Source organism: Belliella filtrata (assembly GCF_022549775.1).
Classification (GTDB): Bacteria; Bacteroidota; Bacteroidia; order Cytophagales; family Cyclobacteriaceae; genus Belliella; species Belliella filtrata.
In genome coordinates this window covers 46360-69947 of record NZ_JAKZGP010000003.1, presented here as the reverse complement: position 1 = coordinate 69947, position 23588 = coordinate 46360, and the positions used below count along the sequence as shown (strand labels likewise).

Annotated in this window: 16 protein-coding genes; all 16 read right to left on the bottom strand. The window is 38.4% G+C overall.

Annotated features, from left to right (window positions below; translation table 11 throughout):
* Nucleotides 1–80 precede the first annotated feature (80 nt).
* The gene (locus MM239_RS02490) at nucleotides 81–977 is read right to left on the bottom strand and encodes a carbohydrate kinase family protein (protein WP_241346319.1); all 897 of its coding nucleotides are present in this window, start codon (nucleotides 975–977) and stop codon (nucleotides 81–83) included.
* Nucleotides 970–2313 carry a sugar porter family MFS transporter gene (locus MM239_RS02485; protein WP_241346318.1) on the bottom strand — a complete coding sequence of 448 codons (1344 nt, stop codon included), beginning with the start codon at nucleotides 2311–2313 and terminating at the stop codon, nucleotides 970–972. The genes MM239_RS02490 and MM239_RS02485 overlap by 8 nt, the downstream gene beginning before the upstream one ends.
* Before the next feature lie 271 nt (nucleotides 2314–2584).
* Nucleotides 2585–4084 carry a glycoside hydrolase family 32 protein gene (locus tag MM239_RS02480; RefSeq protein ID WP_241346317.1) on the bottom strand — a complete coding sequence of 500 codons (1500 nt, stop codon included), beginning with the start codon at nucleotides 4082–4084 and terminating at the stop codon, nucleotides 2585–2587.
* A 204-nt stretch (nucleotides 4085–4288) separates the two neighbouring features.
* A complete protein-coding gene (locus MM239_RS02475) occupies nucleotides 4289–6028 on the bottom strand; it encodes a RagB/SusD family nutrient uptake outer membrane protein (protein WP_241346316.1) in 1740 nt (579 codons plus the stop codon).
* An 11-nt stretch (nucleotides 6029–6039) separates the two neighbouring features.
* Nucleotides 6040–9189, bottom strand: a complete 3150-nt coding sequence (locus MM239_RS02470; RefSeq protein WP_241346314.1) for a SusC/RagA family TonB-linked outer membrane protein — start codon at nucleotides 9187–9189, stop codon at nucleotides 6040–6042.
* A gap of 163 nt (nucleotides 9190–9352) precedes the next feature.
* The gene (locus MM239_RS02465) at nucleotides 9353–9583 is read right to left on the bottom strand and encodes a hypothetical protein (RefSeq protein WP_241346312.1); all 231 of its coding nucleotides are present in this window, start codon (nucleotides 9581–9583) and stop codon (nucleotides 9353–9355) included.
* Nucleotides 9584–9777: 194 nt separating this feature from the next.
* Nucleotides 9778–12537, bottom strand: coding sequence for a hybrid sensor histidine kinase/response regulator transcription factor (locus MM239_RS02460; RefSeq protein ID WP_241346309.1), 2760 nt, complete (start codon nucleotides 12535–12537; stop codon nucleotides 9778–9780).
* Nucleotides 12538–12709: 172 nt separating this feature from the next.
* Nucleotides 12710–13621, bottom strand: coding sequence for an ROK family protein (locus tag MM239_RS02455; RefSeq protein ID WP_241346307.1), 912 nt, complete (start codon nucleotides 13619–13621; stop codon nucleotides 12710–12712).
* 257 nt (nucleotides 13622–13878) lie between these two features.
* Entirely contained in the window at nucleotides 13879–14346 is a 468-nt protein-coding gene (locus tag MM239_RS02450) for a hypothetical protein (protein WP_241346305.1), read from the bottom strand.
* 11 nt (nucleotides 14347–14357) lie between these two features.
* On the bottom strand, nucleotides 14358–15197 hold the full coding sequence (locus tag MM239_RS02445; protein WP_241346304.1) for a DUF2490 domain-containing protein: 840 nt from the start codon (nucleotides 15195–15197) through the stop codon (nucleotides 14358–14360).
* 4 nt (nucleotides 15198–15201) lie between these two features.
* Entirely contained in the window at nucleotides 15202–17169 is a 1968-nt protein-coding gene (locus MM239_RS02440) for a hypothetical protein (protein WP_241346302.1), read from the bottom strand.
* A 259-nt stretch (nucleotides 17170–17428) separates the two neighbouring features.
* Nucleotides 17429–18820, bottom strand: coding sequence for an arginine decarboxylase (locus MM239_RS02435; RefSeq protein WP_241291335.1), 1392 nt, complete (start codon nucleotides 18818–18820; stop codon nucleotides 17429–17431).
* A gap of 132 nt (nucleotides 18821–18952) precedes the next feature.
* Nucleotides 18953–19441, bottom strand: a complete 489-nt coding sequence (locus MM239_RS02430) for a hypothetical protein (protein ID WP_241346300.1) — start codon at nucleotides 19439–19441, stop codon at nucleotides 18953–18955.
* A gap of 146 nt (nucleotides 19442–19587) precedes the next feature.
* The gene (locus MM239_RS02425) at nucleotides 19588–19998 is read right to left on the bottom strand and encodes an RrF2 family transcriptional regulator (protein WP_241291331.1); all 411 of its coding nucleotides are present in this window, start codon (nucleotides 19996–19998) and stop codon (nucleotides 19588–19590) included.
* A 57-nt stretch (nucleotides 19999–20055) separates the two neighbouring features.
* Nucleotides 20056–20976, bottom strand: coding sequence for a sulfite exporter TauE/SafE family protein (locus MM239_RS02420; RefSeq protein ID WP_241346299.1), 921 nt, complete (start codon nucleotides 20974–20976; stop codon nucleotides 20056–20058).
* A gap of 37 nt (nucleotides 20977–21013) precedes the next feature.
* A complete protein-coding gene (locus MM239_RS02415) occupies nucleotides 21014–23560 on the bottom strand; it encodes a TonB-dependent receptor (RefSeq protein WP_241346297.1) in 2547 nt (848 codons plus the stop codon).
* Nucleotides 23561–23588: the final 28 nt, after the last annotated feature.

Here is a 23588-nt window from a genome sequence, read left to right as displayed (position 1 = left end):
TCAAAACAACCATGTTGGTTTTGATACATTTTTTGTGCATTGAACTTATGAAAAATGATAAAAAAGATGCTAACATTGATTTAACGTATTGATCCTATACCCTGGATGTCTTCCATGGTATATTTATGCGTACCCCCTTTTTGACTCGCTACATAAGCACCGATTTTGGTTGCAAAATCAAGAATTTCTAATGGCCTATTTCCTTGCAGGTAATTTTTCACAAACCCAGCCAAAAAAGCATCTCCCGCTCCTACGGTATCTTTTACTGCCACTTTGTAACCATCGTGTTTGTAAAACTTACCCTCTTGATACATCATTGCACCTTTGCTGCCTTGAGTGATACAAATGCACGATATGGGATACGCCTCTTCTAAGTATTCACAAAGCACCTTTTCTCGATTTTCGAGACTTGCTTTCAATTCAAAAAAATCCAACAAAATATCCAGCTCATCTTCATTGATCTTCAGCACATCGGTATATCCTAAAAGGCTATCAATTTTATAAAAATCAATAAATGGCGCTCTCAAATTGATATCAAAAACAGTAAGTAAGGGCTGGTGAACCAAATGATACAGGGTCTGCCAAGAAACATCATTTCTCACCGCCAAACTCCCAAATATCAATGCATCCGCTTTGGCTACAGCTTGCTGATTTTTTTCTGAAAGTGAAATAAAATCCCACGCAGAAGGTTCTACAATCTCATATTTGATATGTTCCTTATCTGAATTATCTACTTTGACTAAGCCAGTGGGATTAAATTCATCAGTCTGTACTAAGTCCATGGGAAAACTATATGATTGCAAAAAAGCCCTCATCTTATCCCCATATTCATCTGATCCTAATCTAGAAATCATCGCGACGTCAAGCCTCAACTGCTGTAGATTCAAGGCAACGTTCATAGGAGCACCACCAGCTACATCCTCATCTGGGAAACAATCCCAAAGCATCTCTCCAAAACAAATTATATTCTTAGCCATTTTTACCTTGTAATTCTCTTTGTAGTTCTTCCAATGATCGACCTTTGGTTTCTGGCATCTTCCAAGCTACCCAAAGTAACTGTAACACCATCATCACTGCAAAAAAAGCAAAAATATTTCCAGCACCATACTTATTGGCAATTAAAGGGAAAATATTTGCTATCAAAGCTGCCAAAATCCAGTGTGTGAATGACCCCATGGATTGTCCAAACGCTCTTAGCTCATTTGGGAATATTTCTGAAATAAACACCCAAATTACTGATCCTTGACCTATCGCATGTGAAGCAATGAATGCGAAAACGAAATACGGTAGCAAACTACTATCAATTGCCCCTCCAAAATAGCTATAGGACATCAAAGAAAGCGAAACAATATACCCAATCGAACCGATGTACATGAGCAACTTCCTCCCAAACTTGTCAATCAAGTATAAGCCAAGCATGGTCGTCACCAAATTGATCACCCCAATACCAATCGTGGACATCAATGCTGTCTCACTTGCAATCCCTGCCGATTCAAAAACCCTGGGAGCAAAATAAATAATCGCATTGATTCCAGACACCTGATTGAAGAAAGCCATTAGAACTGCCATGATACTGATTTTCCTAAACTTACTATTGAAAAGCATCCCTACGGTTGCTTTACCCTTGATGGTTTTACTTTCTTCTATTGCCAAAGCTATAGCTTCATCCACTCCTTCGGGGTCAGTCTTGGTCAAAATCACCCTAGCTTCATCAAAATCACGCATTTTTGCAATTAGCCACCTTGGACTCTTTGGTACTTTGAAGATCAAAACAGTATAAATCAAAGCTGGGATAGCCTCTACTCCCATCATCCATCTCCACGCCTCATTTAGATTTGCCGTGCCAATCAGGTAATTGGAAAAATAGGCCATCAATATCCCAAATACGATATTGAATTGATAAAGAGCCACCAACTGGCCCCTTCTGGCTGCAGGGGCTATTTCGGAGATATACATCGGCGCCACCACGGATGATGCACCTACTCCCAGACCACCCAAAAACCTGAAAAACATAAAGCTGTTCACATCCGTAGCCAAGGCTGAACCTAAAGCGGACACCAAGTAAAAAAGACCAATCCATAACAATGAGGTTTTTCTACCCCATTTATCAGCAGGTATTCCTCCAAAAAGCGCTCCGAGTACAGTCCCATACAAGGCAATCGCTACAGCCAAACCATGCTTAAGGTCAGATAACTGCCACAATGTTTGAATATCTCTTTCCGCACCAGAGATTACAGCTGTATCAAAACCAAAAAGAAAACCACCAAGCGCAGCTGTAATGGATAAGAAGAGAACGTAATTTTTATTTTGCATAGGGTAATTGATAGGTTATTTCAACCTGAAATACACATTGGCATTTGCTAAGCCTCATTTTGCAACTTATGCCTTCCGCTAATGTATATTTCAGATTTCAGGTTTTTTTCTAAAATTAAAATATCAAATTAAATATGCTAAATTGATTTAACTGTCCTGAATAGCATATTTTACTTTAAGTGCGAAGATAATGCAATATTTCAATTCACAATTTAATATTTGTGAAAATCATCCTATCTCCGATTTAATTTAACACTTCAATCTAGTCAATTTACCAAATAGACTTAAGTACATGGATCTGCTTTGTGTCAGAAAAACCTTCTGTTTTTAGTAGACTATAAGGCTGCGTTGGAAATATGATTTCTGTCAAGACCAATTCTCCATCATTGAAGAAAAATTCAATGGAAGCTTTATCCACGAATACCCTCAAATCTTTTAAAGCTATACCCAAATCTGGCGCTGAGTGCAACTTCTTGAAGGCAGCTTCAAAAGCTGTTTTTCCAGAGTTGCTCCTGTCAAAGTGAATTTTGTCGCCCTCCCTTTTCAATACAATTGATTCTCCAGCATCATTAGAAAGTTGAAACTCAAAATTGGGTTCATCTATAGTCAACACGATCTCAAGAAGTTCATCTTCAAGTACAATTTCATCTCCTTTGAGTTTTTGTGTGCTCGCCTGAAGCTTTTGCAGTTCTTCTATAGGCTTAGAGGCTAGGTACGACTTATTTCCTATTTCGAACAATTCAAGTGACCTAGGAATAGTCTTGGCTGATCTCCATACTTCTGTAGGCACCACATTGGCATAATCCCAATTGCTCATCCAACCTATAAACAACACACGTCCATCTTCCTTTGGCACATTTGACCATGTGACTCCTGCGTAATTGTCCGCTCCATAGTCTAGCCATTTTACTTCCTCCTCTGTGGTAGTAAAGTCTTTACCATCAAAATCCCCCACAAAGTACTGGGTAGCCGAGCCACCATTAGGTCCTCCTGGATTTATACTTACAAATAATACCCATTTATCTTCTCCTTCATTACTTTTCACTTTAAACAAATCAGGACATTCCCAAACCCCTCCATAAGCCGCCCATAAAGGCTGAAAATCAGACTCATACTCCCAATCTATCAGATTCCCAGAGCTGTAAAATGAAATTTTATCCTTCACGGCTAAGCTCATGATCCATTTCCCATTACCATCAGCATCTTCATACCACATTACTTTCGGATCTCTGAAATCTTTGATTCCAGGATTCTTTAAAACAGGGTTTTTATCATACTTTTCCCATGTTCTTCCTTTGTCTAAACTGTAGGCTATGCCTTGGGTTTGAAAGTCGATAGCGCCATCTTTTGCAGCCTCTGCATCATGATAGGTAAATATAGCTATCAATGGTGGGTTGTCTTCAGTTCCCAATCCTGAGGTATTATTCAAATCTGCTACTGCCGAACCAGAGAAAATGGTACCGTGCTGATCTGGATACAGCGCTATGGGAAGATGCTCCCAATGTACCAAATCTTCAGAAATTGCATGCCCCCAGTGCATTGGCCCCCATGTGTTGCCTTCTGGATGATACTGATAGAAAAGGTGATACTCTCCTTCATAATAAACCATCCCGTTGGGATCATTCATCCAGTTTGCCTCTGGACTAAAGTGAAATTGAGGCCTGTATGGCTCTTGATAGTATCCATTAGCCACTTCTTGGTTTTCTTGCTGCTGGCATGATAGCATCAACCAAATCAACAATAAAGTAATTGGGGATATTGTATTTTTCATGAATATCTGTTTTATAAAGTTAAAAAGTATACATAAGCAATTCATTTTCAAAGAGATTTACCATTTAAACTGGTTTATTGACTCGAAAATCAAGAGATCTCCATGATCAAACACTTATGTATACATGCTTTCAAATTAATAATTTCAATTTTGATACTGTTCAGTATGAAGCATTTAATTAAAACTCAAAGGCTACATGCTAAATTAATAACCAGGATTTTGCTTATATACTCCACGGGTAAAGTCAATTTCTCGCTGCGGTATAGGGTAGTACTCATCTCTTCCAGCGGTAAATCTCGCATTTGATAAGAAATCTCTGCGTTGTCTTTCTGTATTCAAATATGAATTGAGCACCTGGGCAGCCTCTCCCCATCTTACCAAATCAAAGAACCTATGCCCCTCCATTCCAAATTCAAGTCTTCTCTCAAATTTCAAAGCTTGTAAAGCAAAGTCTTTGTCTGGAAAAGATGCGTAAGAAGCTATATTGTACACATTGCTAGCTCCAGCTGCAAGCGGTCGCTGGGTACTTTGTGCTGCACGCTCCCTGATTTGGTTGATAATAGGCAAAGCCTCATTCCACCTGTCTAATTGAATCAATGCCTCTGCCTTGAATAGAAGAACATCTGCGTACCTGATAAAATCTATATTCTTTGATGTACCAATAAAAGGTCCTTCTTTGACATAACAGCTACAATCTGGCGCTTGTTGCTCTTTCATATTTCCAAAATAACCATATACTCCTGGATCTCTTGCCCATGAAAAATTATAAATCATATCCCCGCTAGTGCTTAAAGAATTGCGGTACTTGTAAGGCCTCCCTGGTATCCCAACAGTATGGTCCAACCTAGGGTCTATGGTTCTACCTTCAGCTAATGGTGCTATTCCACCAGAAGTGATTACATTGAAAATACTTTGATTATTAAAATCTTCAAGTAAAGGCAATCCTTGAGGATTTGTGATGAATGCATTTACCAAGTTTTGGCTGGCTAAATGAAAACCACAACAACCATAAAGCTCCGTGCCATGTGGGGAATTCAGCCCATTTACAAAACTGACCCTACTTACCACAGTCCCATCATTGATAGAAAATTGAACCGCCCAAATTGACTCCACACCATTGTCAAATCCATCTAGAAAGTTATTTGCAAAATCAGGTTCCAATGCCCCTTCTACCTCATCAGCATACGCTATAACCTCTTCAAGTCTTGACCTGTTGATATTGGTAACTTGATGTCTTTCATCTTGTTCATAAGCTTGATAAAGCCTAAGCTTGGCAAGATATGCTGCTGCAGCATTTCTATTCGCTCTTCCAACTTCATCTTGAGAAGTAGGAAGGTTCTCGTAAGCGAATAAGAAATCAGCTGCTATTTTATCCCATAGTTCATCATTTGGTATATCATTGGATACACTCGCGGCTTCTTCTTGAGTCAATTCCTCTGTGATAAAAGGTATCTTCTTGAAGATAAGCTTTAGCATAAAATGGGAGTGAGCCCTAAGAAATCTTAATTCAGCTTGTCTGATCAACTTTTGATCATAATCTTCATCGGGTATATTATTGATCGTCCGCAATGCAAAGTTTGCCCTTGATATTGCTTTGTAATAGTTCGTCCAAGTCCTTGGCGCCATTTGATCTCCCATATCAGGGAGGGTGAGGTTATACTGCTCATATCGGTCTACTACGTCCACATCACTTCTACCTCCTCCACCTTTGTAGGCATCATCAGACCTCACACTTCCGTACACCCACATACTTGTAAGGGGTCCTATCATTTCATCATTTCCAATCCCCGCATATGCGGCGATCACCAAAGATTCTGCATTTGCAGGTGTACTGACATTTTCACTTGACAACACTCCTTTTGGATTATAATCCAAAAAATCAGAGCATCCCATGATACTTGCTACTAACAAGCCACAAACTAATGTTTTATATAAATTTTTCATTATTATCTGATTTAGAAATTGATATTAAGCCCCATGGAGTACACTGCTGGCACTGGAATTCGATTGAGTTCTGTTCTCTCTGGATCAGACCCTATATAGTTTCTAGGGGTAACCCAGAAAAGATTTTCACCTTGGAGATACATTCTCACACTCCCAAGTCCTGTTACTCTATCTACCAAAGATTCAGGCAATGAATATCCCAATTGAAGATTTCTCAACTTGAAATATGAGTTATTTCTATATAAGTAATCAGAGGTCAATGTTTCATTAAATGCCAACGAAAGCGCAGGAATATCAGAGGTTGGGTTTTGAGGAGTCCAAGCATTTAGTACTCCTAAACCCGCATTCTCACGGCCTTGAACGAAATTATTCCAGAAAATATAAGGATCAAGACCAATTCTACCTGTCACACCCGACCCAAAGACTGCAAAGTCAAAGTTCTTGTAGGTAAGTGTAATGCCCAAACCAAACTCTAGTGCTGGAAGTGTATTACCAATAAAGTCCCTGTCATCTGCATCAATTACTCCATCGCCGTTCAAGTCAACAAACTTGATTCCCCCTGGTCTTGCTCCCACTTGCGTTGGGCTATTGGCTACATCCTCTTCACTTTGAAAAAGCCCATCCGTTTTGTATCCGAAAATAGAGAACTGCGACTGACCTATAATTGAATTCTGAGCTGTCCCAGGGAATGCGGCACGAACCTCCTCTGGTAAGAAAGTGATTTTATCTCTGAATGCTCCAAAGTTTGTATTTACAGTAAGGTTCAATCCATTGTTCAGCTGTTTGTTATAGCTCAAAATCAATTCCCAGCCTTGAGATGCTGTAGAAGCACCATTGAGAACTCGCTGTTGCCCTTCACCTATTACAGAGGCGATAGGAGGAGTTGTAAGTATATCACTGGTATTTCTCCTGTAATAATCAAATGAACCCACTATAGCATAGTCAAATAAACTGAAGTCTAACCCAAAGTTCAGTTCCTTTGTAGTCTCCCACTTCAAATCCGGATTTTCACCTTGGATCGACACAAAGCCGGAAGGTAATGTACCCGTACCATTTCCAGCGATATCATAAGCTGTACCAACGTTGTAGTAAAACTCAAAAAAACCATCTATAAACTGTGACTGATTTGCTCCATACCTAGCTTCATATAGACCAAACCTTGCCAAGTCACCAATCTCTTGATTCCCAACTATCCCATATCCAGCTCTAATTTTCAAATCAGAAATGGATTTAACTTGTTTGATAAAATCTTCCTCAATCAATCTCCATCCTAAAGTACCCGCTGGAAAGATCCCGTATCTATTGTTTCTTCCAAATCTCGAGGATCCATCCCTACGAATCGTAAATGAAGCCAAATACTTATCAGACAAGGCATAATCCACTTTACCAAATTGAGATAAAAGCCTGCTTCCTGTCATTCTACCTGTATTGGTTCTTGCTCCTGTAGCAGCATCTAAGACAAAGTAGTCATTGGTCTCTACTGCGAAACCGTCTGCGATAGACACTGTAGACGAAAAATCATCCTTAATAGCCTCTAGCCCTGCCAAAAAGCTAAACCTATGATTGCCCGAAGTCAGGCTATAGTTCAAGGTATTGGAAAAAACCAAACTTGAAAACTCATTAGTATCGTGAATCAGTCTGTTATTTGATCTAGTAATAAACCCGTTTCTTACAGTTGGTTCTATATCTCTTCGAAAAAAACTATTGTAATCTATTCCTGCACTAGTTTTGAAAGTCAGATTATCGATTATGGTCAATTCTGCAAAGACATTTCCAAAGAAGTTATTGTTTCTAATATTATCCCATCGATTGATGTATTGCATAAGCAATGGATTGTTACGATCAGAATACCCTGCACCTAAGGGTCCTGCAAAATCCCCATTAGCATCTCTTACTGGGATAGTTGGAGCCATAAAAATGGCAAGCTCTGGTACTGGGGCACTACCGATATCTCTTGAGGCTGGAGTTTCATTCGAATTTGTAAACTGAGTACTTACCCCAAATCTCAGCTTATCATTAAAAAGATAAGTATCTGCATTAATCCTAGCGCTATAACGCTCAAATCCAGTATGCTTTAATATTCCAGTATTCTTAAGGTGACCCAAATTGATCATCAAGGAAGACTTTTCATTGTTGGTAGATACTGTCACTTCATTGTTGAAAACATATCCAGGTTGATACATTTCAGCTTGCCAATCAGTATCTCCTACAGGGACATTTGGATCTCCCCCTACAAATGGTCTCGGAGTAACACTATTCAAAACAGGGTTACTAAAATCACCATTCCAATCAAAGTCATATATTTCACCATAGCCTGAATTTGGGTCTGATCCATCATTCACCATTGCCCTCCACAGTACCTCTCCTCTTTGGGTAGCATTGAGCATTTTGTATCGTTGCTGCTTTTCTGATTGAATAGAAAAATTCGAATTGATCGAAACACTCAAACTCTCTCCACCCTTTGCCCTACTTTTTGTAGTGACTACAATTACACCATTTGCTGCCCTAGAACCATAAATCGAAGCTGCTGAAGCATCTTTCAAAACCTGAATAGACTCAATAGCTTCTGGGTTCAAGCTGGCAAAAACACCTGGCCGCTTAGTAGGCACACCATCTATCACATAAAGAGGGTCATTGTTTCCTAAGGTAGAAACGCCCCTGATAAGAACCCTAGAGCTCGCACCTGAAGGACTTCCAGATTTCTCTACATACAAGCCAGGCACTCTTCCTTGCAAAGCCTGCATTGGGTTTCCTGAACTCATACTTTGACCCTGTACTGGACCTAAATCTACAGATACGATTGAGCCTGTCACATCCGCTTTTCGTTGACTTGAATAGCCTATCACCATCACTGCATCCAGCTCATCAATATCTTCTTCCATTGATACATCAATAATACTTCGGTTGCCTACTGTCTCTCTAACAGAAGAAAAACCTATAAAGGAGAAAATCAAAACATCTGAAGATTGCGCTTCAATGGAATATTTTCCGTCCATATCAGTCACTACCCCCTTGGTAGTGCCACTTACAGAGACAGTCACTCCTGGCAATGGTTCTCCCATCGATTTATCCAGTACAGTACCTGTCACATTCGCTTGTTGTGCTATAGAAGGTATAGTTACCAATACAGCACATAAAATGAGTAATAATCTTTTTTTCATAAACTTGGGGTTTATTGTGAGAATTTGATGAAAACCCACAGCCATTTGTGCTGTGGGCATAGGTATTTAATAGGTTGAGTTTTGTATTATTTTCAAAGGAGAAATCTCTAAAGAAGCGTATCACTTGAAAACATGATCTTCAAAGCCAATGCTTCCTGATAAATCAATTCGCAGGAATTTTAAAATCTGGGTAAAGGATCTCCCTAAAGAGCATAGACAATTCTCCTGAATTATCATCACTTTGAAAAGAAGTAAAAGGTGTAAAGTAAGAAGGTGAAGGATTGAATATTTTTGAAAAGTACTTTGGTGAGACCTTTAAGCCTTCATTTAAATTAAAACCAAACAAAAATCTGACTTTCTCAGCTATGCATAGATTTGCTACTACAGTTTTCATATTTTGGGAATTTTGTTATCAGCAAATTAGCCCACTGCAGACTCAACCAATTTCAATTGAGTATTTAATACTTTCAAATTTGTTTCAAACAAGATTTTTTAAGAAAAAACAGCCATTTGACTAATTGCAATCGATTTAGAAAAATATCTTTACTGTTGAAACTTTCAATTTTGTACCAAGATTTCAATTTTATTTCAACTTTTACGCTTCTCTCTAAACTCACTCGGAGTCATTCCATAGGAATTTTTAAATACTGTTGAGAAATATGCTGCCGTCTTAAAACCTGTCTGAAATCCAATTTCCGAAATACTAAGATTCCCATCTCCCAATAAAAACTTTGCCTTCTGTAGACGAACCTTTACAATATAATCATTGACAGAATAGCCTAACTCAGCTTTAACTTTCCTGTAAAGCTGTCCTCTAGACAAGCCCAATTGCCGACAGATATCATTCACACCAATTTCAGGGTTCGACATATTCTCTTCGACTGCTGTACGAAACTCATTGATAAACTTCTTGTTGACTTTCTTTGTACTACTTTCTATTGACTTGTCTTCAGAAATGGCTAAGCTGTGAAGAAACCTTTCTTCAATCTTTGATCGATTCTTGAAAATATTATTAATCCGCTCTATTAAAAAAGTTATGCTAAAAGGCTTGGACATAAAATCATCTACCCCAAGCTTTACCCCTGTCAGATGATCCTCTTGCGAGCTTTTGGCCGATATCACTATGATGGGTATAGAAGAGGTACGTGAATCATCCTTTAGCTTTGCGACAAGATCAAAGCCATTTTGACTTTTGATCATCAAGTCACAGGTTATCAAGTCAGGAATATTATCCACTGCCAACGAAAAGGCCACATCAATATTTTGAGCTTCAAGAATCTGATAGGAATGTGACAGCCCCCTACGCAAATACTCCCTAATCTCCTTATCATCTTCTACGACCAAAATCGACTTCTCCGCTTCTAGGTTATCTCTTATTTTTGCTGGCTTGGTTGATTCATCGGCAACGTAGCTTTCATGATCCAAAACAAGATCCTTAAAATCCGTTTCTAAAAAATCACCCTTTTGAAAGTGATCTTTACCCAACTTCATCCGAATCTCGAATACTGTACTTTCTCCTAATTTGCTCTGTGCATGAATTTGACCTTGTTGGATTTCGACAAGTTCCCTTGCCAGAGCCAAGCCAAGTCCAGATCCTATATTCCGAACTCCTGAACTACCTTGATAAAACCTATCAAACACATGCTTGAGTTCCTCCTCACTCATTCCTTCACCAGTATCTTCTATTTGAATCACAGCCTCATAATTCAATGAGTCTTTAAAAACTCTGATACTAACACTCCCTTTTTTAGGAGTGAATTTAAATGAATTAGATAACAAGTTAAAAATCACTTTATCTAACATCAAAGGATCACACCATAGCTTCAGTGATGAGTCTTCACAAAACAATTTGAACCTGATCTGTTCATCTTTTGCATGCTTCATGAATACTGACATGATCTCAAGAATAAAGGATTCCAAAGTGATTTCCGAAACACGAATAGCTAATTTTCCACTATCAATTTTCCTGAAATCCAACAATTGATTCACCAACCTTAATAGTCTATAAGTGTTCTTTCTTATCAAAATAAGGTTCTCTTTGAAAGGAGAAGCATTGCTATTTGCCAACATATCCTCCACAGGCCCTTGAATCAAGGTAAGTGGTGTCCTAAACTCATGTGAAACATTGGTGAAAAATTCCAATTTGTATTGAGTTGCCTCTTCAGCATCTTTTGCAAACTGTACAATTTGTTCTTTTTGATTCAATATCTCATCGTTCTTTCTTTTGAGCTTTTTGTTAGTCACCTGCTTTTCCTTCAAAGATTTGAATACAAAACCAAGCGAAACCACTGCAATCAATAAGGTCATACCAAATACAATCAACAATCCTCTTTGATTATTGTATATCTTAACCTGAGAAGCGATCATTTCAGACTGTCTTATAATATTGGCTTGTTGATTGATAATCCTATCAGTCTGTTGTTTTATGACTCGAATATTAGTAAAATCAACTGGTGCAGTTTGCATAAAATTCAGTTTCTCAAAACTATCATTTGATAAAATTTTCCAAGCTACCTCAATGGCTTTATCTCCCCCTGTGGGATAAAAAAAAGTAGCATCCAACACCCCATCACTTACCGCTTGCAAGCCGGCTCTAGGACCTGGAAGCGCATCAATTCCCAATATTTTGACATCTACTAAACCAAATTCTTTGCAAACCTCCGATGCTGATATTGCCATAACATCATTGTGACAAAAAACTATATCAAATTGCGCATCTTGATTTGACTTCAAAAATTCTCGAAACCTCTCTTTTGCTACCTCTCGTTCCCATTCCCCATCTATCTGATACTTGATATAATGATCACTACCATCAATTGTAGACCTTAGACCTTGATGTCTTTCTTTAGCAGGTGAACTTCCTTTCAAACCCCATATTTCTAAAATTCTATGATCATTCGGATAAGTATTGAGAATATATTGTCCTACAGTCTTTCCTATTTCAAAACTATCTCCTCCAATGTATGCCGAAAACTGACTTGAATTGATGTTACGGTCGACTACAATCACTGGAATGCCAGACTGAAAAACTTCCTCTACGACTCCTGTAATAGGCGCTGATTCATTGGGTGAGACAATCAACAGATCCACCCCCATTTCTTGAAAAGCTTTGATATTTTCTATCTGAACTTTGCTATCTCCTCCAGCATCTTTGATCACCAAGTCTAAAGAGGGATAAAACGACAACTCGCGATACATCTCCTCATGCATAGCTTCTCTCCATGCGTCATTGCTTACACATTGGGAAAACCCAATCACCAATTTTCTCTCCTCTTTTACATCACAAGAAACATGTGTAAATAGGGACAGTATATACAGTAGCGAAATATATCTAAACTTTAAGGTCATTCTGGTTTTGAGTTACACAGTAAATTAAGCCAAAAATTCAAATAAATGTTAATAAGATCAGGAATTCCCTTATCCTCTACCTTTAAAAATAACCTGTATAGACTTCCTGAAAAAACAGTGTCTACTCGCAATTACGAATCACACCTAAAGTACGTTGATGATCAATTATGCCCTATATCCCTTCCAGAAGCAATGCCGCACCAAATACCCCAGCACTATCACCCAAGGCTGCTTTGACTAGAGGTGTCTCAAACTCATGATTGAACACCATGTCTCTCATTAAAGAAAAATCTTCGTACAGCAAATCTATATGGCTTACTCCCCCACCAAGAACTATCAAATCTGGATCTACGACATTGATTACTATGCTAAATGCTTTCTGAAAACCTTCGATTAGCCGTGTCATTGTATTTTTAGCATCAGCATCACCATCCTTTGATCTCTGATAGATTTCTTTCAAAGGACACTTGTCACCCGTCAGGCTTTCATAGTATCGCTCCAAAGCTGGCCCTGATATGATCTGTTCATTACAGCCTTGCTTTCCACAGTAGCAAAGCTTTCCTTCGCCTGGATAAAGATAGTTATGCCCCCATTCTCCACCTATACCATGCTTGCCATTGATCACTTGACCATTGACTACTAAGCCACCCCCTACTCCTGTCCCAAGGATTACTCCAAAGATCACCTTGGCATCTGGATATTGCATTTTCCCAACTCCAAGACGTGCTTCTGCAAGTGCAAAACAATTGGCGTCATTTGCCAGTGCAATAGGAAAACCGAGCAACTCTTCTAAATCCGACTTCAAGTCACGCCCATTGATTACTGTTGCATTACAGTTTTTCATTACTTTCTTGGTAGGAATATAAGTCCCGGGACTTGCAATTCCCACCATCCTTGGTGTTTCACCCGACTGGGATATCATCATTGAGATCAATTTCTTAACCTGCGACAAGATATGATCATAGCCGAGATGTGCCTCAGTAGGTACTCGAAGTCTTAGCAACTCCTCCAAACCTGAAGTAGTATTGACGATTACTCCTTCTATTTTAGTCCCCCCCAGGTCTATCCCCCAAAGATTTTGCATAGTTTTCAATGTTTGTTAATCCCCTGTTTTGCCTAATGAAAGTAAATAGCACATTATAAATAAGCTAAAACGTTTTACTAAATTCAAAAATACACCTTAATGCCTATATAACAAACTCTTTTCAAAATTTTGTAAACAATACAACAATGGAGCGTCATACAGTCCCTAGATCATTAAAAGCAATGCATTAAAAAATCAAAAATCCTCCTAATTTCTACGAAAAGATACGCTGTATAATAACCCTATTACTTCAAGTGTTAATTTATAAAATAAACGATACCGATTTTAAAAACCATACTATTCCTGCCTATTGCTTGAAACCTTACTTCTGGGTTTACACCCAATTCATCAGTAAGTCTTAGCATACCACCAGCCCCAAGGTTAAGGGAGTTAAAATCAAATCGTCCCATTGGATTAAACTCAAAAACTCTTCTATAAAATCCATATCCTGCAGTGACATACCATTGCTTTTCTTTTTCAGTCAAATAGTATCTAGCATTGATATCAAAGCTACGTGCATTACCTGTGGCTGGTGTAAAGAATGTAAAAGAAGGTACTACAGAGAAGTAATTTGTAGGAAAATACTCACCAGTAAAATTCAAACCAAAAAATGGTTTATCATAAGCCATTTCATATGCATGAATAGCTCTATATTGATTTTTGTATTGTGCAGAGGCTGTATTAACCACAATACAGAGTAAAACTAATATTATTATGCGCTTCATTAATCGTCCTTTTAAAATGCAAAATCTCTGGTAAGTGGCTTCCTCTTTCCTCTAAAGTCAAAAGTATACATCACATTTAACCTGATGATATGCCTATTTCTATATGTTCCTGGAGTAGCTGTGGGTCCATATGTCCACATGTGTCCTCCAAAAAACATATAGTTATTGTAAGTATAACCAATCGCAGTATACACCCTGTTTTCTTCAAAAATATTCCAAACCTGCTTTCCTGTCTCAAAGAAGAACTCATTGGAAGGTGCTATAAAGAATGTCCTATCTTCCATCCTAGGCTTATTAAGAGGTACATATGCTGTGATTTTATATCTCCACCTGTCAGTATAATCAAATTCAGCCCCCAAATCATTATTCCTCTTGAATCTATGCTCAAACCTGAATTGATGCAAGACTTTCACCGACCCGACCGATTGTGTCAATAACCATTGATGCCAAAACCTTGGTTCTAACACGGAATCAACATATTCTGGATTACCCCTTTCAGGTGCAAAGTTCCAAACTAATGTAGGCCCAAATGTTACCTCAAAATACTCCGTAAACATATAGGTCATCCCAAACCTGTTATAAAGCTGACTCATTCTCCCAACAAAATCTAACCTATTGTCCACACTTGATCTTCTTCTGTAGTGATTCTCTTGATACCACCACCATTTATCATTGAATCGAAGCTTCAAATAAAGTCCATTCCAATTTTCGGTGGTTGCTGGTAGTCCAATTTTTTCATCTGGAATCGTTACTCCACCTTGCCCACTAACCGAACTAAACTTCAATGAAAAAATTAATACCAAAGGCAAGAAATACCTCAATTCTTTGCTAAACATACTCTTATTTCTCATCTTCTTATAGTCCTAAATCAGATTCAATTCTTTCCAAAGAAGACCTTCTGTTGAGCCTTCTTTCTAAACTCCTTGTGTCACTATTTCTCAAATCTGACATACGACGAATTAAACTTTCAATTCTATTGGTCCAAACTTTGATTTCAGAATAATTTGTTTCTTCCTTGATACGCTTTACATAGTGATTGTAAAGCCTCTCTCCACTTTCAAAAAGCCTTTCTTTGAAACGTATTTCATATCGCTCATTAAAGAATGGGTTAAAAGTCTCTTCCATGTAGAATTCATCAAGAATCTGCCAATTGCTAGAAACATTCTTTAAAGTCTCAAATTGAGTCTCCATCTCTTCTAACAAATCAAGCATTCTTTCTGCCTCATCCTTTTTCGAAGAAAATCTTTCTGCCTGAGCATATCGCTCATTTATTCTACTGTATTGTGATTCAACGATGTTTTCTCTTACACTAGAAATAAGTGTTCGTGAAAAATTATCTAACTCATCAAGGTTGTAAAATAAAGTATCGACTTTGACTTTTTTATCCTGAATTTGCTCTTCCAAGGATACTAAATCAGAATCTTCTTGTATCCTATTCAAATGAGTATCGGCATAAGTCCTGAATTCCCTTGTCTTATCTCTCATTTGATTGAGATAATTTTCTAAGGCTACAAAAAACTCGTTTTCAAAATCACCTACTTGATACTCCAACTCCAAGACTTTTTCTTCATCTTGGAAATCGTAATTTATTTGATCTTTTTCAGTAACAAAGTCGAGCCCTGCATTAGCCATCTCTGCAAGATCATAGTATTGAATTTCCTTGGACCTAATCAGATCAAACAATTCTTTAGCTTTTGAAAGCTTAGTATCTTGAAATTCGAAGAATGAAAAAGTCGCAGACAAAGAATCTGAACGTTGCCTGTTTAGTCTTAACACATTTCTGTCTTTATATTGACTTACTGTTTTTTGTAATTCATCAAATTTAGCAGGCAAATCTTCTACTAGTTTTTGTTCCGCTCTACTCAATTCAAACACAAACTTTCTTGTATGTATCGGATAATCTATTAAATCTCCATCTTGATTAACATATCCTTGGTCAAACTGTAAAAATTTCACCAAAAAATCCTTTAAAAACTCATTTCCTGATCTCTGAACCTGGTATTGGTCTGCGCTAGATAAAAATCCGTCATTAAAGAAAATCCCAAACTTTTGATCAGCAACTCTAAAACCTATTCTATTGCCTTCATTAACTTGATTGAGCTTGGCTATCGTTTCATAATAAACCATCTCCTCTACTATTTCATCATCATTCAAGTCTCGCTTCACTAAACCCAAAAGAAATCCATTTTCATAGTTCCTGACTTCACTAATCAATCTCTCTTCTTGGCGGTACACGAGTGTCCACTCACCGTGCATCACGCCTTCCTGATTGAGCTCTCCTCTGATAAAATGCGTTCTATTACCTACAAATGATTTGAATTGAAACTTACCTTGTATGTCCCCATTATTAAATTTAAATTCTTCAGCCTCCGCCTTCTTTCTCAGACCACCATCTATGAACTCATTTTCTTCAAAAACCCAACTTCCGTTTGGTATTCCGTTCAGGTAGTTAGCCTTTAATTTAATCTGACTACTCGTCAACTCTGAGTCTATAGAAAAATCTACTACATCATTTACTTCCACCATATGGCTTTCATCCAAATAGTTCCATAAACCAGATTTCTTATCCGCCTCATAAAAACCTCTAATTACGGTTTTCAAAAATCGCATGTTATCCGTGGCGTCTTTTTCTTTTCTTTCGAAGCGAAACTCACCTTGCTTCAGCATTGATCCTTCTTGCCCTTCTACCAATTGAAAAGTCGCATAACCTTCAATGTTATTGTATTTGTATTCTCCCTCATAAGCTTCCTGGGCAATTGAATAAGATGGAAAAATGAGTATTGTAATTATAGATAAATAAAATGCTACTTGGAAATTTCTCATACTCCGAAATTACAGATTGGTGATTTGATAGACCTTTTAGATTTTTTTCAAAACACAAAACTCCAAAATTTAGACCAAAATGGCAAAAATTATAGGCATTTTCTAAGATATATGCTTTAGAAAAATGAAAAAATAACTTCAAAAACAAAATAATATTCTAAACACAGAAAAGGTATTAGAACATCTAATTAAAAAATCAGACAATCCTGTATGAATCGCCTGATTTTTTGAAATCATTTTTTTGAGAATATATTGCAAATTACCTATAGCCCAGCGTCTTTAGCATACTGTCACTAGTCTGCTCAGGAGCAAATAACCAATGCTTGATGCTTCCATCTGTATCTCTATCTACGATCACGTGCTTCGGGGCCGGTATCAGGCAATGCTGAATACCTCCATATCCTCCAAGAGACTCTTGATAAGCTCCAGTATGGAAAAAGCCAAGATACTGCTTCTTGCCATTATCAGGCTTCGGAAGGTAAATATTGAATTGATGTGCTTCGGAGTTGTAGTAATCCATACTATCACAGGTTAAGCCACCGAGGTTGATATTGTGATATTCTTCATCCCAATTGTTCACCGCTAGCATGATATATTTCTGATTTAATCCCCAGCTATCTGGTAGCTGTGTGATAAAACTCCCATCTATCATGTACCATAGCTCCTTATCATTCTGCAGCTTCTCATCGAGAATAGAGTACAATACCGCACCACTCTCTCCTACCGTATAGCTACCAAACTCTGTAAAAATATTTGGCTCTACGGTATTGTTTTTGGCACACATCCATTTGATATTCTTGATGATCTGCTCGGCCATATACTGATAGTCGTAATCAAAGAACACATTGGTCTTGATTGGCCAACCACCTCCTATATCCATGGTATCAAGGCTAGGAGCTACCTTTTTCAAGTCAACATATTTCTGAATAAATCTTGTCAACTCTGACCAGTAGTATGCAGTATCCCTTATGCCAGAATTAATGAAAAAGTGTAGCATTTTCAAACTAACATTTGGGTTGTCTTTGATTTTTTCCTCATAGAGCTTGATGATATCATTGTAGCGCACACCGAGCCTTGAAGTGTAAAATCCAAACTTTGGCTCTTCATCTGCGGCTATCCTAATACCAACTTGGAAAGGTACCTTCACATGCTCTAGATAATAATCTATTTCGGAAAGATTATCAAGTACTGGCACGCAATTCACAAAGCCATCGTTGAGCAACTCTGTGATGTATTGCTTATAAAGTTCACGCTTGAATCCATTACAGACAATGTAAGTTTGCTTGTTGATCTTTCCTTGTTCATAAAGACTTCTTACCAAAGGAATATCAAAGGTAGAAGAGGTCTCTATGTGGATATCATTTTTCAAAGCTTCATCCAGCACAAAACTAAAATGAGATGATTTGGTACAGTAACAATACGTGTACTGACCTTTGTAATCATGTTTCTCTATCGCATTTCCAAAGTAAGTCTTAGCGTTCTGAATATTTTCAGAAATCTTTGGTAAGTAGCTAAGCTTCAACGGTGTCCCATAGGTCTCAATGATTTCCATCAAATTCACCCCATTGAAAGTAAGTTGGTTGTTTTCGACGGCAAACTCTTTGGTAGGGAAATCAAAAGTCTGCTGAATAAGATCTATGTATTTGTTCATGCCTTTGGATAAAGTTGTTGCTTGATTTATCAGCTACAAAATTTGTGGATATTCTTCGGAAATCATAATGAAAAAAGGGAAAATCCATTTTAGACCTTCCCTTTAGTTACTATTACACTTATATAAAACTGATTAGGCGAAAAGCTTTTGCAATAGCAATCCTTCTTCTGCCTTGATTTTTCTCTGATTTTCAATGATTTGATCTAGAACCTGCTTGAATCGCAATTCATTTTCTACTGTCTCAATTAAGGTAGCCAAGTAAGATTTCACTTTTATCTCATTACTTTGATAGTACTTCAGTGTAAACACACCTTGACTGACCTCATTCTCTAAAATCACTTCTCCCGGCTTGCCTAAACTTGTCAGACCTCTAAAAAGCCCTTTCAATGAAGCAAAGGATTCATTTATCTTAAAGTATACCACATTAAATTTCTTTTTGGCCTCTGGAAAGTTCGGAAAATCAAAACTTGATGTTTCTATCACCTCTAGCATACCACACAACTCAAGCATACCGATCACGCTTGTTGCTGATGATTCGGATCTTTTTACTCTGCTGATATTCTGAAACGCAAATGCTCCCGCATGTTGAGCTTCAGTTGAAATGGTTACTGTGTTTGACATGGTACGCTTTATTTTAATTAAACTTTCATCACTGCTGACTTGCTTTGACGCTTCAAATGTAGGAGAATAATATCTATAATCCTAATTTCCCTATAATTTTTGTAGGGTATTAAAGAATTAAATACATAAACGCCTGTTTATCACTACTATAAATTCGAAAGCTCCACGATTGATTTGTTCAACACGCCTACCATTTCGGAGCGGAGTTCAAAGAAAAGTTTACGAATCCTGCATGTCTCTTCATCCTCACATTCTCCACAAGCTTCATAAAACTTTTCTGACACACAAGGGATCAATGCAACTGGTCCGTCAATGATTCTCATGAGTTGAGTCACTGTGATGTCATTAGGATCTTTGGCAAGGGAATAGCCACCTACAGGACCACGAGTACTTTTGACGACTTGATGAGTCCTCAAATCCCTCAATATGTTCTCCAGAAATTTGTAGGGAATGTTCTCTTTTTCTGAAATATACTTTGCAGAAACAGGTACAATGTCCTTGTTTTCAAATAAAAATAAAATCGTTTTGATAGCGTATTTGGCTCTTTTGGACAGCATGCAGGGTGTAATTTACATGCCAATTTACGGAAATTTAATTTTAGCCATAAACTATGTTCAAAATATTGTCAAATAGAATGTTCTGATACTTAGGAAAACTATCAAAACGCCGACAATAAACATGAGGATTTTGGCATTCATCTTTTTACAAATGATAGCTGCAAATGGAGAAGCTATCACCCCACCTACTATCAATCCTAAAACAGGTGCTAGACTTAGCTCCTTGATGAAAAAGAGAAAAGTGACAGCACTTCCTAGAGAAACAAAAATTTCCACAAAATTCCCTGTTCCAATGGCAAATCTAGGCATCTGTCCTTTTCCTAATAAAGTAGAGTTGACTATAGGGCCCCATCCACCTCCTCCTATGGCATCTGCAAACCCTCCTACACCTGCCAGATAGGAAATACTCTTCTCCTTGGCATCGAAAGTTTTTACCTTCTTTCTAAATACCTTTTTGAGAATCACAATACCCATTACCAATAAATATAAAGCAATCACAGGCTTAATAACCTTGCTATCGATGTTAGAAAGGAAAAATGCACCTATCACAGCTCCCAGCACACCAGGGATGATTAGCCTCTTGGCCAAACTCCAATTCACATTACCTAATCTCCAATGAGAAAAACCAGAAGCCAAGCTTGTAAACACTTGAGCAAAATGAACCCAAGCACTAGCCATCGCAGGAGGAATCCCGATACCCAACAGCATGGAATTTGAAGTAACACCGTATGCCATTCCTAGGGCCCCATCGATAGTCTGCGCCACAAAACCAACTAGCAAAAACCAAAAAAACATCTCCCAATCCAACCCCTCTAATGTCATAATCCCAGCGAAGGATTTGAAACTAATCAATATGATTAGCAAAAAACTTATCAAGAAAAACAGCGCCCATAATGGCTCTGCTTTAACTTTCAGCAAGATTTTGTCCATGATTTTTCTTTGTAAATATGGTGGAGCATCTATTAATCCTACAAACATAACAATTCCTATTTATTTTATATGATATATAGGAAAACTATTTATAATTAAATTTCAAAGTAAGTCCTATGGTCCTCGGATCGCCCAGCACTGCTGCATAATGTCCTGCATTCCCTGCCCCAGGCAACAAGATTTCGAAATAATTGGTATTGGTCAAGTTTCTAGACCATAGGAATAGTGAAAAACCATTGTCTCCTCTAAATCCTAATCTTGCATTAACTACGGCATAGCCATCAATATTCAGAAATTGAGAAGGTGAAGGGCTACTGGAGAATTCTGACCTATAAAATAACTCAGAAGCAATAAAATATTTCCCTGCTACCCCTAACCAATTGCCTTCTTTGGCCCATTCTGCACCAAGAGATCCTGCCCATTTAGATGTACCAGGCAGTCTTCCTCCAGAAATATCTTTGAAACTTTCTCCACCCACTTCCTCTAATGGCACTGGGGCATTGGTAAACCTTACATATTCCCCATCTGTATAAGCAAGAGCGCCGAAAGTACTGAAGTTTCTGGTGTTTTTGTAATTCCAATCTAATTCCGCACCTCTTACCCTTACCTTTTCTGCATTGGCTAGATATCCTCTATTCACCGATAAATCAGGTGTCTGAACTAAAGCTTGGAAGTTTGTAATGGCTGAATTATGAAAAACTAGGTTTACTGTAGACCTATTTGTCGGTGAGGTTTTGACACCCAATTCATAGTGAAGGACATACTCTGGCTCGATTCTCGCCAATTCTATCATTGTCCTGCCACTTTCTCTAGGAAGTCCTCCCAAATTGATCCCCACTGGCTTGAAGCTTGTAGATACGGTTGCAAAACTATTGACTCTCCTATTTGGCTTGTAAGCCAGCGTAACTTGTCCCGAAAAGTTAGACTCATCCACATAGGCTTCAAATTCCTGATCATTGTAGACAGCTTGTTGAAGAGCGATCAATTCAGGGTCACTGGTCTGCAACCCGCCATAAGTTTGTCTATTGAAATACACTTGCTTTTCGTCATAGTTCCACCTCAATCCAGGAAGTAGGTTGAGTTTATCATTGATTTGCCAATCCAGTTGAGCAAATACAGCTCCACTAAAAGATTGTAAGCTATTTGTGGTTCTGATACCATATCCTTCTAGTAGACCAGGGGTTTCCCATAGTGGATTTTGATTACTTTGCACAAACCTCCACTGATGTATCCCTGACTCTTCGGTATGAAAAGGGCTAGATTGAAGATCTTGCCACAAGGCGTATACTCCCACTACAGCTGAAACATTTGAGGTAATGTCCCCAGCATACCTGATCTCTTGAGACCATTGATCATGTCTAGAAGGCGCTTGCGAAAGACTTAAGGCTTGCAAACCTGTAAAATCCCTATCATTGGAAGGATCCCAGTTCCAATACCTCCATGCAGAAGTTGACGTAAGTGTACCACCCCAAATATCTGCGTCCACATTGACAGAAAGTCCTCCCATATCATTGCCTGATCTCCAAGGTGTATCATGATCGATGATTCTATCAAAAGGATTGTTGCTTGGCAAGGAATAATTGAGATCACTGATGATTTGATTGAACTGCCTGAACGGCGCTCTCTGTGTCTCTACCACTCCAGCCACCACTTGGGCATAGCCATCTGGCCGCTGTCTGGTAATGTCACCTGCCACCAATACTTCTATGCTTTCAGAAGGCACAAAGAGTAATTGGCCTCTCAATCCCAGGTTATTGAGATCATTGGTATATTTTTGAGTTGCCGTATTGTAGATCAATCCATCTCGCTTAGTGCCTGAGTAAGACAATCTACCAGCGATTTTTTTGCTCAATGCTCCTGTCAATGAACCCCTACTCTGCAGAAACCCGTAATTACCCAAGCTTGTCTCAATCGTAGCTTCTGTCTGGAATCTTGGTCTCTTGGTGGTAATATTGAAAGCTCCAGAAGTGGTGTTTTTCCCAAAAAGCGTCCCTTGGGGGCCTCGCAATACCTCCAGCTGCTCTATATCGATAAAGTCTAAAGTTGTCACCGCTGGTCTTGCATAGTAGACCCCATCTACATAAAAGCCTACTCCTGGATCTATTCCATCATTGGTCAGTCCAAAGGTAGAACCTAGCCCACGGATATTGAGCGTAGTGTTGCGTGGGTTGGAAGAATAAAGCTGCACGGTGGGTACCAGCTCTTTGAGCCTGTTTACGTTGAAAGCCTGTGCTTCTTCCAAAAGGGCTCCACTCACCACAGATACAGGAATAGGTACTGCTTGAATTTCTTCTTGTCTTCTTCTGGAAGTGATCAATACTTCCGAAAGTAGGTTATCCTCTTCCAAGATAAATTCCAAAGCTTGCGGACTCTCAGCCGTCAATCTTTTGCTGACAGCTTTAAACCCAACAAAGCTTATTTTCAACACCAGTGGGTAGCCTTTACTGGTACTCAGCTCAAAGTCACCCTCTTCATTGGTTACACCATAGCTTTGGGCACCTTCTACTAAAATTGATGCTCCAATTATCGGCTCTTTGGATTGATCCAGGACTTTACCCTTGATGAGCTGCTGTGCAACGCTGAGGCTATATACCAGCTGCAATATCAAAATGATTAGTAAGAATTTTTTCATGTGTTAATAAATAGGTTTGAGTATACAA

Bases quoted from the DNA above. Each gene is read 5' to 3' on its own strand.
- MM239_RS02465 (WP_241346312.1), bottom strand. From the start codon at position 9,583: ATGAAAACTGTAGTAGCAAATCTATGCATAGCTGAGAAAGTCAGATTT.
- MM239_RS02425 (WP_241291331.1), bottom strand. From the start codon at position 19,998: ATGCTGTCCAAAAGAGCCAAATACGCTATCAAAACGATTTTATTTTTA.
- MM239_RS02480 (WP_241346317.1), bottom strand. From the start codon at position 4,084: ATGAAAAATACAATATCCCCAATTACTTTATTGTTGATTTGGTTGATG.
- MM239_RS02440 (WP_241346302.1), bottom strand. From the start codon at position 17,169: ATGAGAAATTTCCAAGTAGCATTTTATTTATCTATAATTACAATACTC.
- MM239_RS02435 (WP_241291335.1), bottom strand. From the start codon at position 18,820: ATGAACAAATACATAGATCTTATTCAGCAGACTTTTGATTTCCCTACC.
- MM239_RS02450 (WP_241346305.1), bottom strand. From the start codon at position 14,346: ATGAAGCGCATAATAATATTAGTTTTACTCTGTATTGTGGTTAATACA.
- MM239_RS02470 (WP_241346314.1), bottom strand. From the start codon at position 9,189: ATGAAAAAAAGATTATTACTCATTTTATGTGCTGTATTGGTAACTATA.
- MM239_RS02445 (WP_241346304.1), bottom strand. From the start codon at position 15,197: ATGAGAAATAAGAGTATGTTTAGCAAAGAATTGAGGTATTTCTTGCCT.
- MM239_RS02415 (WP_241346297.1), bottom strand. From the start codon at position 23,560: ATGAAAAAATTCTTACTAATCATTTTGATATTGCAGCTGGTATATAGC.
- MM239_RS02490 (WP_241346319.1), bottom strand. From the start codon at position 977: ATGGCTAAGAATATAATTTGTTTTGGAGAGATGCTTTGGGATTGTTTC.
- MM239_RS02430 (WP_241346300.1), bottom strand. From the start codon at position 19,441: ATGTCAAACACAGTAACCATTTCAACTGAAGCTCAACATGCGGGAGCA.
- MM239_RS02455 (WP_241346307.1), bottom strand. From the start codon at position 13,621: ATGCAAAATCTTTGGGGGATAGACCTGGGGGGGACTAAAATAGAAGGA.
- MM239_RS02420 (WP_241346299.1), bottom strand. From the start codon at position 20,976: ATGTTTGTAGGATTAATAGATGCTCCACCATATTTACAAAGAAAAATC.
- MM239_RS02475 (WP_241346316.1), bottom strand. From the start codon at position 6,028: ATGAAAAATTTATATAAAACATTAGTTTGTGGCTTGTTAGTAGCAAGT.
- MM239_RS02460 (WP_241346309.1), bottom strand. From the start codon at position 12,537: ATGACCTTAAAGTTTAGATATATTTCGCTACTGTATATACTGTCCCTA.
- MM239_RS02485 (WP_241346318.1), bottom strand. From the start codon at position 2,313: ATGCAAAATAAAAATTACGTTCTCTTCTTATCCATTACAGCTGCGCTT.